At 69.2% G+C, this 18,540-nt stretch carries 13 protein-coding genes; 5 read left to right on the top strand and 8 right to left on the bottom strand.

The features are described 5' to 3' along the window. Window positions 1-111 precede the first annotated feature (111 nt). Complete coding sequence (locus EPN33_05280) at window positions 112-648, bottom strand: sigma-70 family RNA polymerase sigma factor (protein TAN23315.1); 537 nt, start codon at window positions 646-648, stop codon at window positions 112-114. Between the two features lie 90 nt (window positions 649-738). Between EPN33_05280 and EPN33_05275 the strand changes: the two genes are divergently transcribed. Both EPN33_05275 and rpiB read left to right on the top strand, forming a co-directional pair. Further along, window positions 739-2,235: a M20/M25/M40 family metallo-hydrolase gene (locus tag EPN33_05275; GenBank protein TAN23314.1), complete on the top strand. Its 1,497-nt coding sequence runs from the start codon at window positions 739-741 to the stop codon at window positions 2,233-2,235. A gap of 50 nt (window positions 2,236-2,285) precedes the next feature. Further along, window positions 2,286-2,738 (top strand): ribose 5-phosphate isomerase B, encoded by a 453-nt coding sequence (rpiB, locus tag EPN33_05270; GenBank protein ID TAN23313.1) that lies wholly within the window; start codon window positions 2,286-2,288, stop codon window positions 2,736-2,738. A 2-nt stretch (window positions 2,739-2,740) separates the two neighbouring features. Here the strand turns inward: rpiB and EPN33_05265 are convergent, their stop codons facing one another. Further along, window positions 2,741-3,520 (bottom strand): ArsR family transcriptional regulator, encoded by a 780-nt coding sequence (locus EPN33_05265; protein ID TAN23312.1) that lies wholly within the window; start codon window positions 3,518-3,520, stop codon window positions 2,741-2,743. Window positions 3,521-3,593: 73 nt separating this feature from the next. Between EPN33_05265 and EPN33_05260 the strand changes: the two genes are divergently transcribed. The 3 genes from EPN33_05260 (at window position 3,594) to EPN33_05250 (ending at window position 7,134) form a co-directional block, all read left to right on the top strand. Beyond that, a complete protein-coding gene (locus EPN33_05260; GenBank protein TAN23311.1) occupies window positions 3,594-4,013 on the top strand; it encodes an NIPSNAP family protein in 420 nt (139 codons plus the stop codon). Between the two features lie 75 nt (window positions 4,014-4,088). Next, window positions 4,089-4,427, top strand: a complete 339-nt coding sequence (locus tag EPN33_05255) for a PadR family transcriptional regulator (GenBank protein ID TAN23310.1) — start codon at window positions 4,089-4,091, stop codon at window positions 4,425-4,427. Further along, the gene (locus tag EPN33_05250) at window positions 4,420-7,134 is read left to right on the top strand and encodes an ABC transporter permease (GenBank protein TAN23309.1); all 2,715 of its coding nucleotides are present in this window, start codon (window positions 4,420-4,422) and stop codon (window positions 7,132-7,134) included. The genes EPN33_05255 and EPN33_05250 overlap by 8 nt, the downstream gene beginning before the upstream one ends. Window positions 7,135-7,258: 124 nt before the next feature. Here EPN33_05250 and EPN33_05245 read toward each other — a convergent pair whose 3' ends face one another. From EPN33_05245 to EPN33_05220, 6 genes are all read right to left on the bottom strand, one after another. After that, complete coding sequence (locus tag EPN33_05245) at window positions 7,259-7,813, bottom strand: dihydrofolate reductase (protein TAN23308.1); 555 nt, start codon at window positions 7,811-7,813, stop codon at window positions 7,259-7,261. Window positions 7,814-7,845: 32 nt separating this feature from the next. Further along, window positions 7,846-11,706: a chromosome segregation protein SMC gene (gene smc / locus EPN33_05240; GenBank protein TAN23307.1), complete on the bottom strand. Its 3,861-nt coding sequence runs from the start codon at window positions 11,704-11,706 to the stop codon at window positions 7,846-7,848. A 125-nt stretch (window positions 11,707-11,831) separates the two neighbouring features. After that, entirely contained in the window at window positions 11,832-12,287 is a 456-nt protein-coding gene (locus tag EPN33_05235; GenBank protein ID TAN23306.1) for an RES domain-containing protein, read from the bottom strand. Beyond that, window positions 12,287-13,039 (bottom strand): DUF2384 domain-containing protein, encoded by a 753-nt coding sequence (locus tag EPN33_05230; protein TAN23305.1) that lies wholly within the window; start codon window positions 13,037-13,039, stop codon window positions 12,287-12,289. Before EPN33_05230 ends, EPN33_05235 begins: the two co-directional genes overlap by 1 nt. Then, entirely contained in the window at window positions 12,769-15,954 is a 3,186-nt protein-coding gene (locus tag EPN33_05225) for a hypothetical protein (protein ID TAN23304.1), read from the bottom strand. The genes EPN33_05230 and EPN33_05225 overlap by 271 nt, the downstream gene beginning before the upstream one ends. Then, complete coding sequence (locus EPN33_05220) at window positions 15,938-18,529, bottom strand: hypothetical protein (protein ID TAN23303.1); 2,592 nt, start codon at window positions 18,527-18,529, stop codon at window positions 15,938-15,940. Before EPN33_05220 ends, EPN33_05225 begins: the two co-directional genes overlap by 17 nt. Window positions 18,530-18,540: the final 11 nt, after the last annotated feature.

The following is an 18,540-nucleotide window of genomic DNA, read 5'->3' as shown; positions in this document are numbered from 1 at the left end:
TCGCTGAGCGCGGCTAGCGGAGCCGGGGCGTGGGGCCCCCGGCGCAGCGGCTTTGCGGGCTTGGAGAGCGGGCCGCGCGGCGTAGCCGCGCTGGGTGCCCGCGATTAATCATTAGCTGCAGGCCAACTGGGTGAGGCGCTGGCGGGCACGGAAGAGGCGGCACTTGAGGGTGGAGGGTTTGCAGCCCAGACGGGCGGCGGCCTGGGCGCAGCTCAGGCCGCGGAGCTCGCACAGCACCACCGCCTGGCGCAGCGGCTCCGACAGGCGGCCGAGAAGACGGCGCAGGCGCTCGTGACGCTCGCGGTCGAGGCAGTGGGCCTCGGGGCTGGGGTGATGATCGGCGAACTGTAAGCCGGCGTCGGTGACTTCTTCGAGCGAGGAGGCCGGACGGGCGCGGCGGCGGCGCTGCTGGCCGCGGGCAGCGTTGATGACAATTCGGGTCAGCCAAGTGACCAATTCGGAGCGGCCCTGGAATTGATCGCGATGGCGGTAGGCGAGCAGGAGGGCTTCCTGCAAGGCGTCCTGGGCATCTTCGGGGTTACCCAACTGCCGCAGCGCGATACGGTACAAACGGCTGTGGTAGTGGCTCACGATCGCGTCAAAGTCCGGAAAATCCTTCCGTAAAGACGTAAATGTTGCGCTTTCCATGTCTCGCTCCCTGAATAATGTGTTCCTCTGCGGGACTCACTGCTATGTCTGTTGCAATTGGCAGGCCAAATCATCGGCTATCCTAAGCCCATGCAAATGCGGGGATTGTGGATTTCGGGCTGGGCGCTGGCACTCGGCTTGTGTGTAGTGGCACAGCGGGCGCAGGGAAACCGCCAGGCACTAGCGACGGTGATGGGCGAGGGGCTGCTGCATTCCCAGGCCAACCAAAAGCTGGAATACCTGACTGACCAGATCGGCGAGCGGCTGACGGGCACGGCGGCGGCGCAGCGGGCTATCGCCTGGGCGCTCACGGACATGCGCGGGATGGGGTTGCGCAATGTCCATAAAGAGGACTGGACGATGGCGCATGGCTGGACGCGCGGGCCGATTGCTGTAGACGTCATCGGCCACGGGCATGAGCACCTCGAGGCGGCGGCCATGGGCTGGACGGGGTCCACCCCTAAAGGCGGGGTGAACGCCGATGTCATTTCTGTGAACGCGTATGACCTCAAGGGGGCAGCGGCTCAGGCCGAGGCGAATCCGGGCGCCTGGCGGGGCAAGGTGTTGCTGGTGCGGACGCAAGGAGCGCCGCCGGCGCACTACAACCCGCTGGATTCGTTCCTGGAGCTGACGCCGTTTTTGCGGGCGGCGCACCAAGCCGGAGCTGTGGCCGTGATTGCCGGACAGGGCGCAGGCGCATCGCAAGGCATGAACCTGACGCATACGGGCGTGCTGGGGTTCAACGTGCTGTTCCAGGTTCCGGTAATTAACCTGACGCGCGAGGACCAACTGCTGCTGGAGCGGCTGCTCGATCATGAGTACGGCACGCCGGTGCGGCTGCATGTGGATGTGGAAAACCAGGCGACCGGCCCGGTGACGGCAAGCAACGCGGTGGGTGACATTCCGGGAACAGAATTCCCGAAACAGATGGTGATCGTGGGCGGGCACCTGGATAGCTGGGATTTGGCGCAAGGGGCGACCGACAACGGCACCGGCGCCGTGGCATCGCTGGCAGCGGCACGGGCTATCATGCAAAGCGGCTACCGGCCGCGGCGGACGGTGCGGGTGGTGCTGTTCACCGGCGAAGAAGAAGGGCTGCTGGGCTCGCTGGCGTATTGCGAACAACATAAAGCCGAGATGGCCAACACGATTGCCGCGCTGATCCTGGATGAAGGCCAGGGGCCGATCGCCACCCTGCAGGTGGGCGGGCACGATGCCGCGCTGCCGAAGCTGGAGCCGCTGGCGCAAGCGCTCGAGGCCTTCCCTGCCCCCAGGCTCGAGGACACGAGCAGCTTCGATACCGACACCGGGCCGTTCATCCTGGACGGCGTGCCGGGCATCAACCTGTCGCAGAACTCGCCCAACTATCGCTACACGCACCACTCGCCGGTCGACACCTTCGATCACGTGCGGCAGGATGTGCTGGTGCGCAATGCCGCCGAGATGGCGGTGATGGCGTACTACATTGCCGATCTGCCGGAGCGGCTCGATGCGCCCTGGACGCCGGCGCAGGTGGAGGCGAAACTGAAAGGGCAGGGGCTGGAGGCGGAACTGAAGGCGTTCGGGCTGTGGAAATTCGGGGAGTAGTTGTCAGTTGTCAGTTGTCAGTTTCACAGACGCGGAATTTTCGGAGGCGCATGATTATAGCTTTGGCTTGTGACCACGCGGGGTTTCCGCTGACGGCGAGGATTCGGAAAGAGATTGAAGCGGCGGGGCATACGGTGCTCGATCTGGGGACGGATTCGACCGCGCCGGTCGACTATCCCGACTATGCGCTGAAGCTGGGGCTGGCCGTGCGCGAAGGGCAGGCCGAGCGCGGAGTGCTGGTGTGCGGCAGCGGCGTGGGGGCGTGCGTGGCGGTGAACAAGATTCCGGGCATCCGCGGCGGGCTGTGCCACGACAGTTTTTCGGCGCGGCAGGGCGTGGGCGACGACGACTGCAACGTGCTTTGCCTGGGCGCGCGCGTGATTGGGCCGGAGCTGGCCGCGGATTTGGTGCGCATTTTTCTAGACGCGAAATTTTCCGGCGCCGACCGGCACCGGCGGCGGCTGGAAAAGATTCACGGGCTGGAAACGCGGAGTTGGAAGTAAGCCTAAAGCGAGATTCCGAATTGGGCGAAACGGCGGCGGCCCGCAGGGGTGATTTCGAGAGCACGGGAATCGAGCTCGCGCCGCAGCCAGCGCTGCCGGAGACAGGCGGCGAGTAAGGCCGAGCCCAGGGCTCCGGCCAGATGCGGACGGCGTTCGCTCCAGTCCAGACAGGCAAAGGCGAAGCGGCGGCGAGACGGGGACGTGATCGCGATATCCACGCCCCACGAGTGCAGTCCGGCGCGGCCCGCGGGGGTGAGCTGGTAGGCGGCAAGCCAGCCGCGGGCGAGGAGGCGGTCGTGCAGCGCGACGCCGAGACGGCCGGCGATGTGGTCGTAGCAGGTGCGGGCCAGGCGCAAGGAATCGGGAACGCGCGCCGCCGGAGGTGGCTCGCCACTTTTTGCCCTGGTCGCTCCCGTTGGTCGCTTGGAGTGCGGGCTTCGATTGCCGGCAGGGTCCGACCGCTGGCGCTCAGGGCTCCTCCAAGCTGCCGCCAGCTGCGGAGCGCCGGCAAGCACGCCGAGCGCTTCCAGTGCGCGGGCGGCACCGGCGCCGGCGAGGCGAAAATACCGGTGCTTGCCCTGCACGGCGCGCGTGACCAGACCGGCCGATTCGAGGCGATGCAGGTGGGTGCTGGCAGTGGAGGGCGTGACGCCGCCAGCCAGCGCCAGCTCAGTTGCGGTGCGGGCGGAGCCATCGAGGAGCAGGTCCAGCATGCGCACGCGCGCCGGCTCGGCGATCGCCTGCGCGGTGGCAGCCACGGCGTAACTCCACGCGGTAGGCATAGTTTGATGATAATCGAAGCGTAGGTGAAGCGGGATGGCGATGCTGGAGCGCATGGCTCACGACACTGCTGCTATGAACCGCCGCACCGCCCTCGCCACGCTGGGCACGCTCGCCGCCGCGTCGGCACTGCCCGCCGACCCCGAACCCCTCCGGCGCGAGGCCTGGACCATCACCTGCATCATCCGCTACCAGATTGACCCGTACCAGAAAGAGGCCTTCCGCCAGTATGCCGCGGCGTGGGGGCCGATTATTCCGCGCTGTGGCGGACGGCTGATCGGCTATTTTCTTCCCTACCAAGGCACCAACGACATTGGCTGGGGGCTGATCGCGCTGCCCTCGCTGGCGGCGTACGAACAGTACCAGGCGCGGCTGCGGCAGGATGCCGAGGCGCGCGCGAACTTCGCGTTTGCCCAACAGAAGCGATTCATTCTGCGCGAGGAGCGAAACTTTGTGGAGGGCGTCGCGGGGACGCTGTGCCTGCCGGAGGCTTGAGGGTGGTGAGCCATCAGCCATCAGCCACTTAGATTTGACAGCGCCGGAGCCATGACATATATTGTCTAGCAATATATGACTACGTCAGGGTTTGAGCGGGAACTGAAGAAGGGCAGCGCGGAACTGCTGCTGCTGTCACTGGTGGAGCAGCGGGCGCGGCATGGGTACGAGATCGGCAAGCTGATCGAGACGCGCTCGCGCGGGGCGCTGCGGTTCAACGTGGCATCGCTCTATCCGCTGCTCTACCGGCTGGAACGGCGGGGCTGGATCGCCGGCCGCTGGGTGGAACGCGCCGGCGAGCGGCGGCGGCGGTACTACAAGCTGACGCACGAGGGGCGGAAAACACTTGCGGAGCAGCGCAGTGCGTGGGTGAATTTCGTCGCCGCCATGCGGCAGGTGACCGAACATGCTTGACTGGCGTGCGGAGGTGCAGGCGCGCGCGGGAAATGATGTTGCCGCGGACGTTGCCGAAGAAATGGCGCAGCATTTGGAGGCGCACTATGAGGAGCTGCGGGCGGAGGGGATGACGGCTGCGGCGGCGCGGACGGCGACGCTGGCGGAGCTGAACGGCGGGCGCTGGGACGAGTTGTGGCGCGGGGCGCGGGAGCGCATGGAGGAGGAGTTGCCGCGCCGCGGGTGGGCGGGCGTGGGACGCGACCTGCGCTACGCGCTGCGGCGGCTGCGGCGGAGTCCGGGATTTGCGGTCGCGGCTATCTTGTCGCTGGCGCTGGGGATTGGCGCCAACGCCGCGATTTTTCAACTGCTCGACGCCGTCGCCTTGCAGACGCTGCCGGTGAAAGACCCCGGACGACTCGCGGAGGTGCAGGTGGTGGCACGCTCGCGCACCGGGGACAGCGTCGGCTACCCGGCGCAGCTCACCTACGCGCTCTGGCAGCAGGTGGCAGCGCAGCAGAAGGGATTTTCTGACCTCGGCGCCTGGTATGCCGACAATGCGCACGCGGGCGAGGGGGCGGGGCGGCGCAACGTGCGGGCGCTGCTGGTGAGCGGCGGATTTTTCTCGACGCTGGGCGTGGGGGCGGCACGCGGGCGGCTGCTCGGGCCCCAGGACGATCCGGCCGGGTGCCGCGGCTTTCATCTGGCGGGCGTGGTGCTGAGCTACGCCTTCTGGCAGAGCGAGTACGGCGGCACGCCGGTGCTGGGAAGGACGCTAGCGGTCGAGGGCCGTGCACTGCCGATTCTGGGCGTGAGCGCGGCGGGGTTCACGGGGCTGAACGTGGGGCGGAGTTTTGACGTGGCGCTGCCGCTGTGCGCCGAGCCCCTGGTGGACGGGCCGCCGCCGCTGCTGACGAACGCGGAGGGCTGGTGGCTGGCGGCGGTAGGGCGGCTCAAGCCGGACTGGACGCGGCAGCAGGCTTCGGCGCAACTGGCGGCGATAGGGCCGGCGATTTTTGCCGCGACCCTTCCTGCGATGTACAGCGCGCGCGACCGGGCGACCTACCTGCAGGACAAATTGGCCGCCACGCCGGCGGCTACGGGAGTGTCGCAATTGCGGCGGCAATACGAGGAGCCGTTGTGGCTGCTGATGGCGCTGGCGGGAGTGGTGCTGCTGATCGCCTGCGCCAACCTGGCGAACCTGATGCTGGCACGGGCGGGGACGCGGCGGCGGGAGATGGCGGTGCGGCTGGCGCTGGGCGCCTCGCGCGCGCGACTGGTGCGGCAACTGCTGGCCGAAAGCGTGTTGCTGGCGATCGCGGGAGCGTTGACCGGCGCCGCCCTGGGCTGGGGCGCCAGCCGCGCGCTCACGGCCTTCATGAGCACCGCGGATGCGCGCGTGGTTTTGCACATCGCACTCGACTGGCGCGTGGTGGCGCTTTTGGCCGGGCTGGCGATGGCCGCTTGCATTCTGTTCGGCCTGGCGCCGGCGCTGAAGGCCAGCGGCGCCGCGCCCGCGGAAGCGCTGGGGGCGAGCGGGCGCGGCCTCGCGGCGGGCGGGCGTTCGCCGCTGCGGCGGGGGCTGATGATCGCGCAGGTGGCACTGGCGCTGCTGCTGCTGGTGAGCGCGCTGCTGTTTGCCGGAACGCTCGGAAATTTGCTGGGCGTCGACCCCGGCTTCGACGCGACCGGTGTGACCGTGGGCTACCCGGACTATTCCCAGGTCGCGTCCGCGCGCCTGGCGCAGGAGCAACGGGCGATGCTCGCGGCCATGCGCCAGTTGCCAGGGGTGCGGGCGGCGGCAAGCGCGTCCATTCTGCCACTGTCGGGCATGGGGTGGAACAATTGGGTGGCGATCGACGGGGCGGCAAAGCATCAACACGTGGTGGATCTCAATGCGGTGAGCCCGGGGTATTTCGGCACGCTCGGGATTCCGCTGGTCGCCGGGCGCGATTTCACTACCGCCGACGCGAAGACCGCGCCGGGCGTGGCGATTGTGAACCGGGCCTTCGCGCGCAAGTATTTGCAGGGCGCAAGTCCGATCGGCCACACCCTCCAGATTGCCGGCGGCCGCGGGGTGCTGGGGCCGCCGTTCACCATCGTGGGTGTAGTGGGTGACACCAAATACTTCACGTTGCGGGAACCGTTCGTGCCGATCATCTATCAATGTGTGGCGCAGGATGCCGCAGGCGGCCCACCGGGGCTGGTGCTGCGCAGTCTCCTGCCCCCCGGCGCGGTGGCCGCGGCGGCCCGCACGGCGGCGGAAAAAATCGACCCCAGCATATCGCTGACGCTGCAGGGGCTGGGCGCGGGCATCCGCGAGGGCTTGCTGCGGGAGCGGCTGATGTCGGTGCTGGCGGAATGCTTTGCCGGCCTGGCGGTACTGCTGGCGCTGATCGGCCTCTACGGGGTGATTGCCTACATGGCGGTGCAGCGGCGGCGCGAGATGGGCATCCGGCTGGCGCTGGGCGCGCCCGCAGGCAGTGTCGTAGGGCTGATCTTGCGCGAGGCCTGGCTGCTGCTGGCGATTGGCCTGGCGGCCGGGCTGGGGCTGGCGCTGGTAGCGGGACGGGCGGCGCGGGCGCTGCTGTTTGGGGTCACGGCCAGCGACCCGCGCACGCTGGCGGCAGCGGTCGCGACGCTGGCAATCGCCGGGACACTGGCAGCGCTGGTGCCCGCGCGGCGGGCCGCCGCGGCCGACCCGGTGCGCACGCTGCGCGAGGAGTAGCCGTCAAGAGTGGCTCGCCACTTTTTGCCCTGGTCGCTCCCGTTGGTCGCTTGGAGTGCGGGCTTCGATTGCCGGCAGGGTCCGCCCGCTGACGCTCAGGGCTCCTCCAAGCTGCCGCCAGGCGTTAGGGGCGCACGTAATGGAGCGCAACACAACCGGATCGTAAGGGCTTCGATTCAACCAGCCGCAGCTTCATCGTCTGCGGCAGACTGGCGCCGTCCAGCAGGCGTCTGCCGCCTCCGGCCAGGACGGGTGCTACCACAAAGCGGAACTCATCCACCAGGCCCAGCTCGATGAGTTGGGACGGAAGGCTTACGCCGCCGACCAGAATGCCGGAGCCTGGTTCTTGCTTCAGGGCCGCCATTTCGTCGCGGAGATTTCCGCGGAGGAGGCGCGTGTTTTTGTCTTTGATGGCGCTTAGGGACCGGGAGAAGACCGCTTTGCGGGCGGCGTCAAACGCGTCGGCAAAGTCGTTCTCCGCCTGGGATTCAGAATGGGTTCGGGCGATATCGGGCCAATAAGGAACCATCAATTCATAGGTTTTACGCCCGTAGGCGAGCAGGCTGGCGCCGCGCACAAGCTGCGTATAGTAGGCAAGCAGCTCGTCGTCGGCAATCCCTTTGGTGTGGTCGCAGCAGCCATCCAAGGTGATGTTGATGGCGTAGATTACCTTCCGCATGGGGCCTCCGTAGCGCGGCCGCCGTGCGTCGCTTAGCTGGCGGCGGCTTCGGCTTGTTCTTCCATCATCACCGAGACCAGGCGGGAGCAGCCGGGCTGGGGCATGGTGACGCCGTAGAGGGTTCCAGCGGCTTCCATGGTGCGCTTGTTGTGGGTGATGACGATGAACTGGGTCTCGGCGCTGAGGCCGCGCACCATGTCGGCGAAGCGGGCGACGTTGGCTTCGTCCATGGGGGCATCGACTTCGTCGAGCAGGCAGAAGGGGCTGGGCTGGTAGCGGAAGATCGCCAGGAGAAGCGCCATCGCGGTCATGGCTTTTTCGCCGCCGGAGAGCAGCAGGGCGTTCTGCAATTTTTTGCCCGGGGGCTGGGCGACGATATCGACACCCGGTTCATTGCTTGGCGCGGGCCCCAGCGCGGCTGCGCCGCGCGTCCCGCTTGTGCTCGCGCCGGGTTGGGGGCCCTCTTGCCCCAACCCGGCGCTGCGCCGCCCCTCGCCGGAGTCGTACTCGCTCATGCGCAGGAAGCCCTGGCCACCGCCGAAGAGGAGGCGGAAGCTTTCCTGGAAATTCTCGTTGATGCGCTCGAAGGCTTCGGCGAATTTCTGGCGCGAGATGGTGTCCATCTCCTGGATGGCTTTTTGGGTGTCGGCGATGGAGTCGAGCAGGTCGCGGCGCTGGGTTTCCATGAACTCGTGGCGCTGGCGGGCCTCTTCGTACTCTTCGAGCGCCATCATGTTGATGGGGCCGAGATTTTCGATGCGCTGGCGCAGGGCGCGGACGGATTCTTCGAGGGAAGAAAGGTCTGTCGGTGCTTCGGCCGCGGGTTCGGGTTCGGCGAGCAGGGCTTCGAGCTCGCAGCTCAGGTCGTCGCGGCAGGTCTGGCGGAGGTGCTCGGCTTCGGTTTCGAGGCGGGCGTTGGCGACTTGATTTTCGGCAAGTTCGGCGCGGCGGGCGTCGAGCGAGGCGCGTTGCGCGTGCAGGGCGGCATCGCCGGATTGCGTGGCGGCGCGCGCGGTGGCGAGCGCTTCGGCTTGCGCGGCCTGGGTTTGCTGGGCGGCGGTGAGCGAAGCTTCGAGCCCGGTGGTGCGGGCGAGGCCGGCCTCATGGGCGGCAAGGCGCTGCTGGCGGCGGGCGGCAAGGTCTTCGCCTTCACGCTGCAACTGCTGCAGGCGGGCGTGCAAGTCTCCGAGAAGCTGCTCCAGGCGCTCGGCGGTGGCGGAGGCGGCGCGAGCGCGCTCATCGACGCGGGCCTGCTCGGCTTGGGCGGCGCCCAGGGCTTCGGCGGCGGCGGTGCGGGCGGCTTGCGCGGCGGCGGCCGCCTGCTCGGCCTGCTGCTGCGCGGCGGCAGAATCGGTCTGCTGCCGGCGCAGGGTTTCAGCTTCGGCCTGCGCCGCAGCGAGGCGGTCGCGGGTCGAGGCCTGGGTGGCGCGGGCGCGTTCGGCCTCAAGCTGCGCCTGGGCGAGGCGGGCCTGGGCGCGGGCTTGCTCGTCTTCAAGCTGGCGCACGGCCTGGGCGCTGGTGAGGCGGCGGGTGTCGAGCTCGTGCAAAAGCTGGCGCTGGCGCTCGCGGTCGCGCTGCGCGGTTTCCGATTCGCGGGTGAGCAGGGCGGTTTGCTGCTGATGCCGGCTCAGGGCAGCGGCATCATCCTGCTCCTGCTGACGCAACTCGCGCAACTCGCGCTTGAGGCTGAGGGGGCCGGCACCGCGTCCGGCGCCGCCGGTGAGGGTGCCGCGGTGGTAGCAGGCTCCGTCGGGAGTGAGGAAATAGGCGTGGGGATGGCGCTCGGCAAGCGCGCGGGCTTGTGCGGCATCGGCCACGGCGTAGGCGTCGCGCAAGCGCGGCAGCAGCGCGCCCAGACCGGAGTGAAAGCCGTTGAGGGCTTTCATGTGGTCGAGCAGCGGCGTGGCGCCGCTTTCCTGGACGGCGATGGACGCGGGCACGGCAGCGACTTCGTCAGCCTTCTCGTGCACGAGGAAGGTGGCGCGGCCGCGCTGCTCCTGGCGGAGGAGAGCGACACCGGCTGCAGCAGCGTCCCAGTCGCCGACGACGACGTAGTTCAGCTCGTCGTGCAGGAACTGCTCGACCAGGCGGTCGTAAGGCGCCTCGGCTTCGATGAATTCGCCCAGCACGCCGGTGGAGGCGACGCCGCTGCCGCTGAACAGGCGCTGCACGGCTTCACTGCTGTAGCCGTGGCCGGCGACGATTTCATCGAGCGAGCGGCGGCGGGCTTCGGCGCCGGCGAGGTGGGTGCGGACCTGCTGTTCGGCGTCACGCTCGGCGGTGAGAGCCGCGGCGAGGCGGGCGCATTGCGCCTCGAGCGCCTCGACGCTTTCGCGCAGGCGGCCGGCTTCGGATTCCTGCTCCTGAAATTCGAGAGCAAGCTGGCCGCGGCGGGCGCCGCTGGCGTCGAGCTCGGCGCGGGCGGCCGCGTCGTCGCGGCCGAAGCGCTCGAGCAGGCGGTCGAGTTCCTCCAGGCGCGTCTGCTCCTGGGTGGCGGTGGTCGTGGCCTGCGCGGCACGCTGCAACAGGTCCAGGCCCTGGCGGCGGGCGGTGGCGCTGGCCGCGGCCGCGGCCGATTCGTCCGACTGCGCAGCGGCGTAGGCCTGCTGCCGGGCGTCAAGCGCTTGCTGCGCTGCGGAGCGGGCTTGGGCGGCCGAGGCACGGGCGGCTTCGGCCTGGGTGTGTTCGGCGTCGAGTTGCCGGCGCTGCTCGCCCGCCTGCGCCTGCGCCGCCTGGTTTTCGACCGCGCGGGTCGCGAGGTCTTCGGCCTGCTGCGCATCGTAGGCGGCTTGCTGGCGTGCGGCGTCGGCTTCGCGGCGCAGGCCGGCGGCGGATTCGGCCGCGGCGCGCAGCTCGTCTTCGAGCGTCTGGCAGCGGGCGAGCGCGGCGGCGCGGGCGGCCTCGAGCGCGTCAACTTCGGCCTGGGCGGCGGCGACGGCAGCGTCGAGTTCGGCGCGGCGCGCAGCCAGATCGCCGGCGGCGGCGGCGAGCGCAGCGGCGCGCAGGCGCAGGAGCTGGCGCTGCTGCGCGTCGTATTCCTGCTTGTACTGGCGGTAGCGCTCGGCTTTGGAGGATTGGCGCTTGAGCGAGGCGACCTGTTTGGTGACTTCTTCGAAAATGTCGTTGATGCGGGCCAGATTCTGGCGGGCGGCTTCGAGGCGCGCTTCGGCCTGGCGGCGCTTGGCCTTGTATTTGCTGATGCCGGCGGCCTCTTCGATGATGGCGCGGCGGTCGTAGGGCTTGGAGCTCAAGATTTGGCCGATGCGGCCCTGTTCGATGATGGCGTAGGACTCGGGGCCGAGGCCGGTGCCGAGAAACAGCTCCTGGATGTCGCGCAAGCGGCAGGGGCGGCCGTTCATGAGGTACTCGCTTGCGCCATCGCGGAAGAGGCGGCGGGTGACCTGGATTTCGCCGCGCCGGTTGCGGGCGCGGAACTTGCGGCGTTTGCGAAAGGTGAGAACGACAGGGGATAGGGGCGAGGGGCCAGGGGTCAGGTCGGGCTCGGGGGCGTCGTCGGACTCGGGTTCGGAGACGGCCTCGGAGGGTTCGTCGCCCCAACCGGGGGTCATGATCTCGGCTTCGGGTTCTTCTTCGCCGGCTTCGGCGACGCCGAGGGCGTATTCGGCGGGATCGACGAGCGTGAGGCTGACTTCGGCCATGCCGGTCGCGGCGCGGTCGCGCGTGCCGGCGAAGATGACGTCCTCCATACGGCCACCGCGCAGCGACTTGGCTGACTGCTCACCGAGAACCCAACTGATGGCGTCGGCAATATTGGATTTGCCGCAGCCGTTGGGTCCCACGATACCCACCACACCGGAGCCGGAAAACTGGACCTCCGCGCGTTCGTAGAAGGATTTGAAGCCCTGGAGTTGCAGTTTTCGTAATTTGAGCACTCAGACCCCCTCCAACTACGTTGGATCACTCTCTTGGAGGCATGTTATCCGGCACTTGACCTCGAATCAAGAGAATAAACCAAACAGGGAGTGTGTGATAGCAAATGACCACTACATCTAGTGGTCTAGGAGCGGGCAAACATGCGGGGGTCGAAGCGGAACGGAACCGGGCGGTGGGGGTGGAAGCGGCGGAAATCGGGGTGGGCGGGGTTCAGCAAGACATTCCATTCACCCAGGACGGCGGCGGACGGGACGCGTAGAGCAACGCTGCTGGCACGGCGAACCCAATCGTCGCCGAGCGCTTGCAGATGCTGCGAGGACGACTCCAGCCAGCGCGGAGGCAGGAGCGGCGTTGCGACAGCAACGTCGTCATCGAGGTCTCCCGAGCAGGCTTGCAAATCGTCGGGCGCGGAGACGGGATCGAGGTGCACGAAAAACTCCATCGCCGCGAGCGCGAGCGTGGTACTGGTGTAGACGATACGGACATGGCGCGAGTTCCAGCGCGCGCCGAAGCGCCAGGCGCCTTCGCCGGTCCACATGTCGGCGGCGAAGCGCGCCGGACAGATGCGAAACAGGCGCACTAGCTGTAGCCACCGTACGCGATGCGGCCGAGAACATCTTCGACACCGATGGCGCCGGGATCAGTGTCAAGCTGATCGAGCGGGCGGGCGCCGCGCAAGGCGCGATTTTCGCTGCGCAACCAGGTCACGGCTTTGGCTTCGTCGCCGATGGTGGCGACGGCAATGGTGAAGACGCGCGCCAGGCGGGCGGCGCGATCGGATTCGGCGGGCGTGAGGCGCGAGCGGCTGCTGAGGCGGCGGCTGAAGGTGCGCGGCGCGATGCCGAAGGCTTGCGCGGCGGCGCGGTGATCCAGAGCGAGGCGCCCGGCCAAGCCGCGCACACTGGCGGCGGGAAGACCCTGGCGAATGAGCGCGGTGAGATCGTCGCCCGTGCGGACGATGCGTCCGAGCAGTTTCGCGCCGCCCAAGGCCTCGGCGGTGGCCTGGGCGGGAGTGAGAAGGGCACGTGCGGGTGTCGCCATATGGCAATTATAGTTTGCGGTTATGGCTGCCAGGAGAGAAAAGAGGAGAGGAGGGGGAAGTAGAGAGCGCAGTGGACGGAGTGCAAGGGGTCCAGGGAGTATAGAAAAGCGCCATAGGCATTGAGCTGCGGCTGATAGCGCAACTTTTCCTGAAACAGGAATGCCTCGAGACGTGTCCCTTGGTGGGTGGAGAGCTTGTAGTCGATGATCCAGCGGATACCGTTGGCGAGGAAGCTGCGGTCCAGGATGGCGTGCTGAAGCGCACCGCCGCTCAGGCCGCTCAGAGTCCATTCGGTGTGTGCGTCTTCGTGAGGGGAAAGAATCCAGCGGCCCTGCTCGTCGGCCAGAGTGCGGTCGAGCGCGGCGGCGGCCTCGGTGTGGGCGGCGGCGAGGTCCGCGGTGGTGACACCGGCGTTGCGGAGGCAGAGGTCGAGGCGAGCGGGGTCCCAGGCGAGGGGTTCGACGTCGGCCATGGCTTGCAACATGGCGTGGACGGCGACGCCGATGCGGCGCGAGAGTGCGCCGGCGACGTGCAAGGCTTGCGGCGCTTCGGACGGCGGCGTGGCCCCGGATACGGCGTGCCAAGGCAGGTCGGCGGGCAGCGTTGGGCGCCAGCCGGCGGCCACGCGGCGCAGAGCGGACGCGGGCGCGGCGGCGGGAAGTTGATGCGCGGCGGCGAGTGCGGCAGCGGCAGCTTGCGGATCAGTGAGGAAGGGACGGTGCGGAGCGAGAAATTGATCTCTCACCGCGTGCCAGACGCACGCCAGAGGCGAGCGGGAATCGGGCTGAGGATCTTGCTTGGCGTGCGGTGGCAGGGCCGCGAACAGGTGCAGCCGCTGGCGGGCGCGGGTGGCGGCGACGTACAGAAGGCGGAGCTGCTCCTGCTGTTTCTGGCGGACGCGGCGGCGGCGTACGAACTCGACGTGGCGATTGTCGCCGCCGCGTGCCGCCTGCGCGGCGAGCAGAAATTGGCTGGCGGCCTCGCGATGCGCGGGCGCCGGGCAGTCGATCCAGTCCAGCAGACGGAGGTCGTCAGGACGGGAGTAGCGGGTCAGCGAGGGCAGGAGAACGACGTCAAACTCCAGGCCTTTGGCCTGATGTACGGTCATGATTTGCAGGCTGGCGTCGGCGCGGGGATCGGGCGGTGCGTAAAGATTCGCCAACGATGCTTGCAGGGCGGCCGGCTCGAGGCCGCCGGGAGTGCGCCCGGCCAACTCTAGTTGATCGAACACCGCAGCGGCATCGGCGGAATTGGCACGCGCGGCACAGGCCGGACCGCCGAGTTCCCGCCAGCACCAGGCGACCAGCGCACGCATCGAGATCCGGCCGCGCTGGGCGGCGGCCGCGGACACAATTTCGCAGACGCGCGCGGCGCGCGTCTGGCCGTCGGGGGACAAATGGGCGCGGCGCGCGTGCCAGAGTTCGGCGACGGTGGAGGCGGCATCGTCCTGACAGAGGTCGTGCAGGTCGGCGAGGGTGAGGCCGCACCAGGGCGCGCGCAGCAGGGCCAGCCAGGCGACACGATCGGCGGGATCGAGCACGGCCTGGGCCAGCGCCAGGATATCGGTGGCCACCGGGCTTGCGGCGAGCGGCGCCAGGCGCACGCCCTGGGGATGCAGACCGCGCGCGGCGAGCGCGGGCAGGAGGGCGGCGGCATGGTTGCGGTTGTGGACGAGAATGGCGATGGAGGCGTCCGGATGCGCCGCACGCTCGCGGGCGGCGACGGCGGCGAGTTCCTGGGCTTCCAGTTGCGGATCGGAGGCGATTAGCGGATGCAGGATTGCGGCGGCCTCGAGCTCGGGGTGGACGGCACTGGCGTGGGTGGCAAACGTCGCATTGAACCACTGCACCAGACCTTGGTGGGAGCGGAAATTGGCAGTGAGATCGAGGGTTTCGAGTCGAATCGCGCCCAGGCCGTGCGTCGCCGCATGCTCGAACAAATCGGGACGGGCGTGGCGGAAGGCGTAGATGGACTGCATCGGGTCGCCCACCAGGAAGAGTGTGCGGCCGTCGTCCGGCTGCCAATCGCTCACCAGCTTGTGCAGCAGGGCGAACTGCAAGGCGGAGGTGTCCTGCACTTCATCGACGAGCAGATGCTGGAGGCGTCCGTCAAGAGCGAAGGCGAGCACGGACGGGTTGCCGGCTTCGCCCAGGGCGGCGAGCGCGGCCAGTGTGCACTCGGTAAAGTCGCAGGCGCCACGGTCGCGGAAGACGAGCTGGAGTTCGGCCGCCGCCAAAGGCAGAAGCTGCAACAGGTCGCGCAGGCGCTCCCAGGCGGCGTCATCGAGCGGCAACGGCTGCAGGCGGCGCGTACGGTGCAAGGCCTTGCAGGCGGGCTCGCTGAGAATGCAGGCGGGATTGCGCTTGCGGAGGGTGCCGGTTTTGGTCAGCACGCTCTCGGCCAGGAGCTGCCACTCGGGCAGCGCGGCCACCGCAGCCGCGGGAAGTTGCGGCGGCGCACCGGGATCGGCCGCGATGCGGGCGCGAGCGTCGGCGAGGTCGAGTTCAAGCTGATCCTGAAAGGCCTGCTCCAGACGCTGGCGGGCATTGGCCGCTCCGGCATGGGCGGTGAGGGGCAGCCACTGCTCGCGGCTGGCGAGCAGTTCGGCGAGCAACTGCACGGCGCGCTCAAGATTGTTGTCCAGCCGCAGCAGCAGCGAGCGGATCGCGGCGGCGACCTCGCTGCCCGGTTCCTCGTCCAGGCGCTGCAGCAGGGCACGGGCGGCAGCGCGATAGAGAGGCGCGGCGTCTTCGGTGGGCTGCGGCGGCGCGCCCAGGCGCGACAGCCAGGGCATGCGGCCGGCGAGCGATAGGGCCAGCGAATCAAGCGTCATGACGCGCAGGCGCGCGGGGGTGGCGGCGAGATCCCAGCCCCGCGCGCGCGCCTGCGCCTGTGCGGCAGCGGCATAACGCCACGTTTGGCGCTCGTGAGGCGCGGCGGGTTCCGGGCCGCTGGCGGCGGCCAGGGCGGCCAGCACGCGCGCGCGCATCTCGGCGGCCGCTTTGCGGGTAAAGGTGACCGCGAGAATGGCCTCGGGCTCATGCACGACGGCGAGCAGCGCCAGCACGCGCTGGACGAGCAGTTCGGTTTTGCCCGAACCGGCAGGAGCGCGAACGAGCAAGGAACGGTCGACGGCGAGGGCGGCCGCGCGGGCCCGATGGTCGGGCGGCAGGGCGGCAGTGGGAGCTTCAGCCGGCTGCGGCATCCGCTTCCTCCTCCTCGCCGGGATCCGGCGCCCGGCGCTCGCGGATGCGGCAGAGGGCGTGGAGATCACAATGCTCGCAACTGGTGCGCTGGCGCGGCTCAACACGGGCTTCGCCGCGCAAGTATTCCTCCGCCAGCGCGTGCAGCTCACGATCCCAGCGTGCGCGCTGGTCTTCCCAGGAAAGCATCCATTTCGGATGCGCGAACGGTTCGGACAACAGCGTGCCGGGGGAACGCTCGACACCGACCAGCGCCATGTCGCCGCTGCGAACTTGCGCGAAGGTGATCGCAGCCACCTGCGCGCGCCGCGGCTCGGTTACCAGATAGAGCGGCAATTGCGGCTGCTCGGGATAGGGTCCGGCCCAGGCGCCGGTGGAGCACTCACCGGATTTGTAGTCGAGCAGGACAAGGCTGCCCATGGCGCTGCCGTCTTCCAGCTCATCGATGCGGTCACGGCGCAGATGCAGCTCCAGGCCGGCGAAGGCGGCGGTGAGGCAATCCTCGGTGGCCAGGACGTGGAAGGGCCGGCGCTGGCGCTCGATCGCGCACCATGCGAGCACGGCGGCAGCCAGCCGTGCGCCTTCGGTGGCGGCGAGGCCCGGCCTGCCGGCGAGGCGACGCTCCGCCGCGACAGCGGCAGCGGCCAGGCGCTCGATGCGCGCGGCGGAAAAGTCGCCCGCATCCGGCCCAGCCCAGAGATCGCACAAGACGCGATGCAGCAGCGCGCCGCGAACGGTCGCGGGCAGACCAACGGCGAGCGCGGGCGCAGCGCGGGCGTGCAAACGCTGGTGGGCAAAGGCGCGGAAAGGGCAGGCGGATTGATCGAGAAAAAGTCCCGAACCGGCGCGGCGCTCGGGCTCCGTCGCGGGCGGAGCGAGATGATCGTCCAGGGTCTCCTGGTCTGCGGTTTGGGTGGCAGGGAGGACTGCGGGGGAGTGGCGGAGCGGCAGCCCAGCCAGCAGCGGGCTGGGCAACTGCGGGCGGCCCTCGCCATCGGAGGCGGCAAAACTCGCCTGCACATCCGGGCTGCTGCAGAGCAAGCGCTGCCACAGGCGCTGCGCCACTTCGGCCTCGCGCGCCGCGCTGGCATGCGGCAGGTTGCGCTCGCGCTGCAGGGCGAGGGGCAGGAAGGGATGCGGGTGCGGCGGCGCGGGCAACGTTTGCTCGTCGAGACCGCAGATCCAGAGGTGCGTGAATTCCAAGCCGGAGGCTTCAAGCCAGCCCAGAATCTGCACCGGCGCAGGCGCGGCCTGCGGCTGTAAGGGGCGTGCCGCGGCGGCGCGGCGCAAGCGGGTGAGCGCCGCGGCGCTATCGACCGGCGCCGGGGCGACCTGATCGAGGCGGCCGAAGTCGTCGAGCAGGCGCTGCCAGGCGGCGATGGTTTGCCAGCCGGCACTCTCGACCGGGCGCTCGCCCGGCCAGCCGAGCGATTCCCACAACGCGGCCCACGATTCGGCCCAGGGTTGATGCGCTTGCCGCTGCGGCCAGCGGCGGACGACGGCACGGGCGCGGCGAAGACTCGCAGCGAGTGCCGGACCGTGGCGGGCGGTGAGACGCGCGAGATCGTACCAGCGCCAGAGCTCGCGCTGCTGGCCGCGGATCTCCTGCTCGAGGCGGGCGCGGGCGGCGGTTTCGGTCTCGCTCCCGGCAAGAAACGGCGAGCGGATCCAGGCGAGGGCGGCGGACGATTCGACCAGACCGCGCGTGGAGAAAAGCTCGACCAACTGCAAGGCCGCAGCGATGGCGGGAGCCTCGGCGAGGGGTGGGCCGAGGGAAAGATGAAAGGCGCGGGGCGCGTCATCCCAGGGCGGGCGGCGAGGATGGAAAACCTCAAGAAAGATGCGCTCGACGGTCGAGCGGTGGGCGGCGAGGCCGGGAACGACGACGCCGATGTGCGCCGCCGGGTTTTGCTCGACGAGGTTGCGCGCCCAGGCGGCTACGGCTTGCAGCTCGGCACCGGGATCGGAGAACTGCGTGACCTCCGGGCAGACTGGCTCGGCGCTTGGTGTTGCGACATCGACGCTGACACCGGCGGTGCGGAGGGCGCTCACGAGTTCGTGCAACTGCGGCGAGAGTTCGTCGAAGCCGACCCATTGCATCGCGGCCGGCAGTGCAGCGGCCGGCAAACGCGCCGCAATGGTGGCGGGCAGTCCGGCGGTGGTGATCCATTCCTGCCGCCGGCAGGCACGCTGAAACTCCTCTGCCCAGACCGAAAAGGCGGCGGTCTCTTCCCTTTCCTGGCACGCCTCGCCGGTGAGCGGCAAGTTCCAGTGCTGCGCCAGGCGCCAGGCGTCGGCAGCCGCGGCTGCGGTGGCATCGAGATCGAGCAGCTCGCGACCGGCAGCGTGGGCGGCGATGATCTGGTGCCAGAGCAACTGTTCCTGCAGGTTGGTGAGCAACATGCGGTCGCCCCCCGTTGCCCAGAGGCGCTCGAGCCAGGCGTCCAGCGTAAAGATGGGCGCGGTGGGCCAGCTTTGGCGGCCGGCGGCGCGCTGACGCTCGTCGTAAGCCGCGCGCAGACTGTGCGCCAGGCGGGCGTGAGCGCAGAGCGTCAGCGGGAGCGAGGGCACGTCCATGGCTATTCAGT

This window comes from Acidobacteriota bacterium, from assembly GCA_004299485.1.
Taxonomy (GTDB): Bacteria; Acidobacteriota; Terriglobia; order Terriglobales; family SCQP01; genus SCQP01.
The sequence above is the reverse complement of the archived record's forward strand: the minus strand, read 5'-3'. Positions and strand labels throughout refer to the sequence as shown.

Bases quoted from the DNA above. Each gene is read 5' to 3' on its own strand.
- EPN33_05280 (TAN23315.1), bottom strand. From the start codon at position 648: ATGGAAAGCGCAACATTTACGTCTTTACGGAAGGATTTTCCGGACTTT.
- EPN33_05275 (TAN23314.1), top strand. From the start codon at position 739: ATGCAAATGCGGGGATTGTGGATTTCGGGCTGGGCGCTGGCACTCGGC.
- rpiB (TAN23313.1), top strand. From the start codon at position 2,286: ATGATTATAGCTTTGGCTTGTGACCACGCGGGGTTTCCGCTGACGGCG.
- EPN33_05265 (TAN23312.1), bottom strand. From the start codon at position 3,520: ATGCCTACCGCGTGGAGTTACGCCGTGGCTGCCACCGCGCAGGCGATC.
- EPN33_05260 (TAN23311.1), top strand. From the start codon at position 3,594: ATGAACCGCCGCACCGCCCTCGCCACGCTGGGCACGCTCGCCGCCGCG.
- EPN33_05255 (TAN23310.1), top strand. From the start codon at position 4,089: ATGACTACGTCAGGGTTTGAGCGGGAACTGAAGAAGGGCAGCGCGGAA.
- EPN33_05250 (TAN23309.1), top strand. From the start codon at position 4,420: ATGCTTGACTGGCGTGCGGAGGTGCAGGCGCGCGCGGGAAATGATGTT.
- EPN33_05245 (TAN23308.1), bottom strand. From the start codon at position 7,813: ATGCGGAAGGTAATCTACGCCATCAACATCACCTTGGATGGCTGCTGC.
- EPN33_05230 (TAN23305.1), bottom strand. From the start codon at position 13,039: ATGGACTCTGAGCGGCCTGAGCGGCGGTGCGCTTCAGCACGCCATCCT.
- EPN33_05225 (TAN23304.1), bottom strand. From the start codon at position 15,954: ATGCCGCAGCCGGCTGAAGCTCCCACTGCCGCCCTGCCGCCCGACCAT.
- EPN33_05220 (TAN23303.1), bottom strand. From the start codon at position 18,529: ATGGACGTGCCCTCGCTCCCGCTGACGCTCTGCGCTCACGCCCGCCTG.